This window comes from Roseateles sp. P5_E11 (assembly GCF_054049355.1).
Genome location: NZ_JBFUMO010000292.1, coordinates 1 through 7,217, shown reverse-complemented (window position 1 = coordinate 7,217; position 7,217 = coordinate 1). Strand labels below are relative to the sequence as shown.

Genomic DNA, 7,217 nt, shown 5'->3' with positions numbered 1-7,217 from the left:
GTGCCGAAGCGCTGCGCCGGAATGGCCGCGCGGCGCCTGGCCGCCAGTTCATCCGCGCCGACGCCCGCCTTGGCGGCGCCGGCGGCGAAGCCCTTCTTCAGTCGGTCGGTATCGAAGGCACCCGGCAGCAGGTTGTTGATCGTCACATTGGCGCCGGCCAGGCGCGGCTGGCGGGCCACGCCGGCGACAAAGCCGGTCAGGCCCGAACGCGCGCCGTTGGACAGGCCCAGCGTGTCGATGGGCGCTTTGACCGCGCCCGAGGTGATGTTGACGATGCGGCCGAAGCCGCGCGCCGCCATCGCGTCCACCGTCGCCTTGATGAGCTCGATGGGTGCCAGCATGTTGGCGTCCAGCGCGGCGATCCACTGCTCGCGGCCCCAGTCGCGGAAATCCCCGGGCGGCGGGCCGCCGGCATTGTTGATGAGGATGTCCACCCGCGGGCAGGCCGCGAGCGCGGCAGCACGGCCCTCGGGGGTGGCAATGTCGCCGGCCACGGCGCGCACCTCGGCGTCAGGGTTCAAGGCCCGCAGCGCATCGGCTGTCGCCAGCAACTCGGCCTCGCCGCGTGCCGTGATGACGACGTTGACGCCCTCACCCACCAACGCCTCGGCACAGCCTCGGCCCAAGCCCTTGCTCGCCGCGCAGACCAGCGCCCAGTGGCCTTTCAAACCCAGATCCATGTCAGCTCCTCGATCGCCATGCGCGGCCTTGACAGGCCCGCATCATCGCGCGGTCAAGGGTGCTGCGCGCCGAGTTCAGCGCTTGAACTTGCCGTCTTCACCGACGATGGACACGTCGGTGTACTCCAGGCCGCTGTGCTCCTTCTCGGAGTAGTGCACCTGCAGACCGCCCAGGTCRATGCGGGCACCGTCCAGCGCCTTGGCCAGGCTCTCGCGCGTGATCTCCTTGCCCGGTGCGCGCTTGAGGGCTTCGACGATCAGTTTCGCCGCGGCAAAGCCTTCAACATGGGCCGGCGTCAGCTCGTTGCGGCCGGCGGACTTAGCCAGGCTCAGCGCCTCCCGCACCATCAGGTTGGCCGTCGAGCGCTCGTAGGGGAAGAGCTGGGTCACGATGACCCCACGGCTGTCGTTGCCCAGCGCCTTCACGAAATCGGCCGAGGCGTTGTTGGACAGCGTGGCCACGTGCGCCGTGGAGCCGGCCGCGCGCAGCGCCTGCACGCCTTCGACGACGGCATAGGCCGGCCCGATCAGCACGACGGCCTCGATGCCGGCCTTGGCGATGGCCTGCATCGTCGGTGCGAGATCGGGCTTGTTGCGGTCAAAGCGCAGGTTGGACATGGCGCGCAGCTTGATGTCGTCCAGGCCCTTGATGGCGCCCTTGCCGGCGTCATTGCCGAAGGGGTCGTTGACCTGCACGATGGTGATGCGCTTGACGCCAATGCCGGCCAGGTGCTTGACCGCGCGTTCGGCCTCCTTCTGGTAGCTGRCGCGCAAGTGGTAGACCCAGGGCTGGACCGGCTCGCGCAGGCTGATGGCGCCAGTGGCGGGCGCGATCAGCGGCAGCTTGTTCTCCTTCAGCACGGGCAGCAGAGCCTCGGTCGGGCCGGTGCCACGGCTCAGCATCAGCGCCAGCACACCCTGGCTGGCCAGGGACTTGGCAGCGGCCACGGCGGTCGCCGGGTCGTATTTGTCGTCCTGCGTGACGAGCTCGATGTTCTGACCCTTGATGCCGCCCTGCGCATTGACCGAGTCGAAGTACAGCTTCGCCCCCTCGGCGCTCTCCTGCACGATGCCGGCCACGGGCCCTGAAAAGCCCGCCACCATGCCGATGCGCAGGGTGCTTTGCGCGAATGCGCCATTCATACCAATACAGGCAGCGAACAAGGCCGCCAGGCCAACCCAACGCTTCACTGTTTTTCTCCAGGACAAGCGCCACCGGGGCGCGTTTATGGCCGCGGATTGTGGGGCCAGCCCCCCCGCCCCCAGCAGCCCCTCTCCCCCAGGAAAAACCCGCCCTCCACCGGGTCTGAATGCGCATTTGCACCGCTTTTGCCGGGCCTACACTCTGGCCGCCTCGGTGCCGTGTTCGCGCTGCCAGCGCTCGTCTCCGCGCCGCCCATGCCGGAAAGCCCCTTGCCGCCTATCGCCTTGCCCCGCACGCCCGCACCTGCATACGGTTGGCAKCGCAGTTCCCTGACCTTCGCCGTCGTGCTGGCTCTGCTGCTGGGCCTGCTGCTGCCGACAACGGCCGTGTTGCTCTACGACGGCCAGAAGACCCGCGCCACCGCGATGGAGGACTTGAAGCGCGACCTGTCGCGCGCCACCGAGGTGATGGCCCTGTCGCTGGCCGAGCCGGTCTGGCAGGTCTCGCCGGACCTGGCTGACCCCATGGTCAAGGCGCAGATGGACGATCCACGCTTCGTGTCGGTGCAGGTCGTCGAGCCGGCGTCGTCGGCCCCCTTCCTGTCGCAGCAGCGCGCTGGCGAGCAGGGCGACAGCGATCTGGTGCTGAGCCAGACCCGGCCCATCCAGCGCGACGGCCGCGAGATCGCCAAGCTGACCGTTCGCATGAGCGCCGCGCCGCTGCTGCAGGCCAAGCAGGCCGAGGTCTGGCGCACGGTCTGGCGCAGCATGCTGACGCTGACGCTGTCGCTGGCACTGATGCTGTGGGTTCTGCAGCGCTATGTGATGCGGCCCATGACCGAGCTGACCGGCTCAGCCGAGGCGCTGGCGGCCGGGCGGTTGGACCAGCCTTTGCGTGTGGCCGGCGCCGACGAGATCGCACGCGTGGGCGTGGCGATGGAGCGCATGCGCCAGGCCCTGCTGTCGGCCTTCGAGGCGCTGCGCCAGCACAACGTGAACCTGGAAGAAACCGTCGCCCAGCGCACGGCCGAGCTGACGACCAGCAATGCCGAACTGTCCGAGGCGCTGGAAACGCTGCAGAAGGCGCAGCGCGAGCTGGTCGAGTCGGAGAAGCTCGCGTCGCTAGGCCGCCTGGTGGCGGGCGTTGCCCATGAGCTGAACACGCCGCTGGGCAATGCACTGACCGTGGTGTCGGCCCTGGACGACCGCTACAAGCAGCTCGAGGCCATGCTGTCGGGCAGCGTGCAGATGCGCCGCAGCACGCTGGAGGAACTGGCGCGCGACACGCGGCGCGGCCAGGACATCCTGCAGCGCAACGTGCAGAAGGCCGCCGACCTGGTGCGCGACTTCAAGCAGGTGGCCATCGACCAGACGGCCGACCTCAGGCGCGACTTCGACCTGGCCAAGGTCGTCGAGGACGTGCTCGTCATGGTCGAGCCCAGCTTCAAGCACACGCCCTTCGTCATCGACACCGAGCTCTGCCATGGCCTGGTGATGAACAGCTATCCCGGCGCGCTCGGCCAGGTGCTGACCAATCTGCTGATGAACGCGCTGCTGCACGGCTTCGACAGCGCGGCACAGGGGCACGTCAAGGTCTATTGCGCGGCGCTGGACGAAGAGCAGGTCGAGCTCAGCGTGACGGACGATGGCCGCGGCATGGACGAGTCCGTACGGCGGCGCATCTTCGACCCCTTCTTCACCACCAAGCTGGGCACCGGCGGCTCGGGCCTGGGCATGCACATCGTGCACAGCATCGTGACCAATGTGCTGGGCGGCCAGATCGAGGTGCGCTCCTCGCCGGGCGAGGGTACGCAGATGCTGATGCGGCTGCCGCTCAACGCACCGCAACGCGCCAGCGGCGAGCCGGCATAGGCTTACTGCGACGCGCCAGAGGCCGGGGCGGATGCCGCCTCGACCGCAGCGGCGACGGCGGCCGAAGCCGCGGCAGAAGCGGCAGGCTCGTGTCCACCCGTCACGTCATGCTTCTCGCCGCTCAGGTCGATGTTGCCGCCGCTCTTGGTCAGGATGAAAAGCGCCAGCGCGGCAAAGGCGATGAAGCCGACGATCAACTTCCACATGCTCGGGTCTCCACAGGTTTGTACTGCGGCGCATTCTGGCGACCGAGGCTGACGCTCAACTGAAGGCGAAGGTCTCCCGGCCACCGCCCTCGCCGCTGTGGCTCAACTCGTGGGTGAGGTCGCGGAAGTTGACCCGCAGCGCCGCCCATTCGCTGTGCAACTGCCAGCGCATGTGCAACTCGTCGTCGCCACTGGGCTCGACGCGGAACTCGCCACCGAACGCCGGGTGCCGGTTGCGCAGCCTGATCAACTCGATGAGCCGGCGCACGACGGGGCGCTCGCAGTCGCGGGCGATCTCGCCTTCGCTGTAGTGATGGCGGTTGATGTCGCGGCCGACCTGCGTGCGCGCCAGCAAGGCCATGTCGTTGTGGCCGGCCAGCAGGCCGACGTAATAGACCTGCGGCACGCCGGGCAGGAAGAACTGGATGGCACGGGCCAGCAGATAGGCCGTCTCGTTGCGGCCCATCGCGTCGAAGAAGCTGCAGTTGACCTGGTAGAGGTCGAGATTGCTGGCCGCGGCCCCGGTGGCGCGCCGACTTTCGCCGCCGCTGGCCRCGTGGATGCGCTCCACCAGCGCGTCCAGCTCCGCGGGCGGCACGAGGCCGGGGTGGGCCGCGCGGTCGCTCGCGTCGGCACCGATGTCGATGATGCCGATGCCGTCGTGGGTGTCGAGCACGGTCAGCGCGTTGGTCGGGCGGATGTCGATCCAGCGCTTCAGCGCGGCGGCGGTGTGGAAGTTGAAGGCGTGCAGCACCAGTGGCGGCAGCGCGAAGTCGTAGACCCAGTCGACCCTGGCAGCGATCTCGATCTGGCGCTGGTGATAGGCGTGGATCTCGACGAGCACCTCGATGCCCAGCRCCCTCGCTTCGCCCGCGAACTCGGCGATGAAGCCGAAGGTCTCGGCCATCATGAAGCAGCTGCCGCCGGCCTTCTTGATGGCGTAGCCGACGGCGTCCAGCCGCACCATGCGAATGCCGTTGCTGGCAAAGGTGCGCAGGATGCCAGCGAGGTAGGCGCGGCCCTGGGGGTGGCGCACGGCGATGTCCACCTGCGCAGCGGTAAAAGTCGTCCACAGGATGCGGCGCTCGCCGTTCTTCAGCGTGGCATAGGTCAGCGGCAGGCCGGGGCGGGGGCGGTAGACGGCCAGCAGGTCTCGCTCGCTGGCGCCCTCCGGGAAGACGGCGTCCAGCGTCAGGAACAGGCCCGCGTAGGCCGAGACCTCGCCCTTCTCGGCGTAGTCGAGGAACTGCGGCGACTCGCTGGACATGTGGTTGACGATGACGTCGGCCATCACGTCCAGATCCTCGGTCAGCGCCTTGATGTCATCCCAGGCGCCCAGGCGCGGGTCCACCTGCGTGTGGTCGATGGGGTCGAAGCCAGCATCGGCACCATCGATGGCATGGAAGAACGGCAGCAGGTGCACGCCACCGAACACGCCGTGCAGCGGCGAGCCCGGCTCACAAAGCAGCTTGCGCAACCGTGCCAGGTCGGCGCCGTCGCGCTGGCCGCCGAGGCGGTCGACATAGGTGATGAGCTGGACTTGGTTCTTCATGAGGACTTGGGACTCTTGACTGCCAGCACGCACAGCGCAGCGAGCGCCAGCAGCACGCCGGCCAGGCGAATGACGTTCTCGGGTCGGCCGCCCAGCAGGCCGTCGTAGAACAGGGGCAGCGTCACCGCCTGTATCAGCATGGGGATGACGATGAACATGTTGAAGATGCCCATGTAGACACCGGCGCGCTCGGGCGGGATGCTGCCGGCCAGCAGCACATAGGGGTTGCCCATGATGGAACCCCAGGCGAGGCCAATGCCGACCATGGGCAGGAAGAGCCAGGTCTTGTCATGGATGCCGGGCAGCGCCCACATGCCGGCGGCCGCACAGGCGAGTGCGAAGGCATGCACCCATTTCGCGCCAAGGCGTTTGGTGAACGGCACCATCGCGAAGGCGGCGACGAAGGCGACGGCGTTGTAGAAGCCGCCGACCTGTCCGTTGAGCAAGGCCGCGTCGCGAAAGCCGGCGCTGTGCGGGTCGTCCGTGCCGAAGACCGTCGCGGCCAGCGTCGGCACGATGTAGATCCAGTAGCACATCATTCCGTACCACTGGAACAGCGCCATCCACCACAGCCGCCGCATCGTGGCTGGCATGTCGCGCAGCGCGGCCCAGATCTCGGTGAGCGTCGCGCCCAGGCCATGGGGCAGCGCGCGCAGGCGGGCGATCTCTTCAGCCGGCAATGGCAGCTCCGGCACCCGGCGCACCGACCACCACACCGTCGTGAACGACAGCAGCGCGCCGATGACGAAGGCCAGCGTCGTGACGACCGGGATACCGTTGGCGCCCAAAGCGTCCTTGTTCATCCCGAAGGCAACGAGCAGGCTGGGCGTGAGGTAGGCCAGCGTCTGCGCCAGGCCGGTGAACGAGGCCTGCGTGAGAAAGCCGCTGGCGTGCTGCTCTTCGCGAAGCCGGTCGCTGACGTAGGCGCGGTAGGGCTCCATCGTCACGTTGTTGGCGGCGTCCAGGATCCACAGCAGGCCGGCCGCGAACCACAGCGCAGGGCTGAAGGGCATGGCCAGCAGGCCCAGCGAGCAGATCAGCGCGCCGATGAGGAAATAAGGCGTGCGCCGGCCCAGGCGGTGGGTCGTGCGGTCGCTCATGGCGCCAATGACGGGCTGCACCAGCAGGCCGGTGATAGGGCCTGCCAGCCAGAGGTAGGGCAGGCTCTTGCCGTCAGCGCCCAGCATCTGGTAGATCGGGCTCATGTTGGCCTGCTGCAGGCCGAAGCTGAACTGGATGCCGAGGAAGCCGATGTTCATGTTCACGATCTGCGTGAACGACAAATGCGGCGACAGGTGGGGCTTGTTCATCTCATTCCTCGGCCGGCAGCGCGTGCAAGGCCTCGCGCCAGGGGGCCAGCGCTGCCGGGTCTGGCGGCAGCGGACCGCGCACGCCGCAGATCATCGCGGCGTAACGGTTGGCCAGGTGCAGGGTCGCACCCAGGTCACGACCCAGCGCCAGCCCGGCCAGCAACACCGCCGTGAAGCCGTCGCCGGCGCCGACGCTGTCGACGAAAGCCGGCTGGGCCACGCCCTCGCCTGTCGCCAGCACGCGGCCGTGCTCGCCGTGCAGCACGTAGCCGGYGGCGCCGCGCGTCAGCACCAGGCCTTGCAGCGCAAAGCGGGCCATCAGCGCCGGCAGCGTGGGCTCGAACCAGGTGAGCAGGCAGCCGAGTTCGTCCTCGTTGAGCTTGACCCAGTCGGCCAGCATCAACACTTCAGCGGCCAGTTCGGGCGTGTCGGTGCCGGGGCGCAGATTGAGATC

The 7,217-nt window shown here is 68.4% G+C and carries 7 protein-coding genes; 1 reads left to right on the top strand and 6 read right to left on the bottom strand.

From position 1 onward, the window contains the following. Positions 1–680, bottom strand: a 680-nt coding sequence (locus ACXJKR_RS19595) for an SDR family NAD(P)-dependent oxidoreductase (protein ID WP_457324238.1), incomplete at its 3' end; no start/stop codon positions are given. Positions 681–755: 75 nt separating this feature from the next. Beyond that, a complete protein-coding gene (locus ACXJKR_RS19590) occupies positions 756–1,871 on the bottom strand; it encodes an ABC transporter substrate-binding protein (RefSeq protein WP_457324237.1) in 1,116 nt (371 codons plus the stop codon). Between the two features lie 297 nt (positions 1,872–2,168). On the opposite strand from ACXJKR_RS19590, the gene ACXJKR_RS19585 reads away from it, so the two are divergent. Further along, positions 2,169–3,695, top strand: coding sequence for a sensor histidine kinase (locus ACXJKR_RS19585; RefSeq protein ID WP_457324236.1), 1,527 nt, complete (start codon positions 2,169–2,171; stop codon positions 3,693–3,695). Between the two features lie 2 nt (positions 3,696–3,697). Here the strand turns inward: ACXJKR_RS19585 and ACXJKR_RS19580 are convergent, their stop codons facing one another. From ACXJKR_RS19580 to ACXJKR_RS19565, 4 genes are all read right to left on the bottom strand, one after another. Further along, positions 3,698–3,901, bottom strand: a complete 204-nt coding sequence (locus ACXJKR_RS19580) for a hypothetical protein (protein ID WP_056197689.1) — start codon at positions 3,899–3,901, stop codon at positions 3,698–3,700. 55 nt (positions 3,902–3,956) lie between these two features. Next, entirely contained in the window at positions 3,957–5,453 is a 1,497-nt protein-coding gene (gene gtfA, locus ACXJKR_RS19575) for a sucrose phosphorylase (RefSeq protein WP_457324235.1), read from the bottom strand. Further along, positions 5,450–6,763 (bottom strand): MFS transporter, encoded by a 1,314-nt coding sequence (locus ACXJKR_RS19570; protein ID WP_457324234.1) that lies wholly within the window; start codon positions 6,761–6,763, stop codon positions 5,450–5,452. Before ACXJKR_RS19570 ends, gtfA begins: the two co-directional genes overlap by 4 nt. 1 nt (position 6,764) lies before the next feature. Further along, on the bottom strand, positions 6,765–7,217 hold a 453-nt coding region (locus ACXJKR_RS19565; protein WP_457324233.1), incomplete at its 5' end, for a carbohydrate kinase family protein.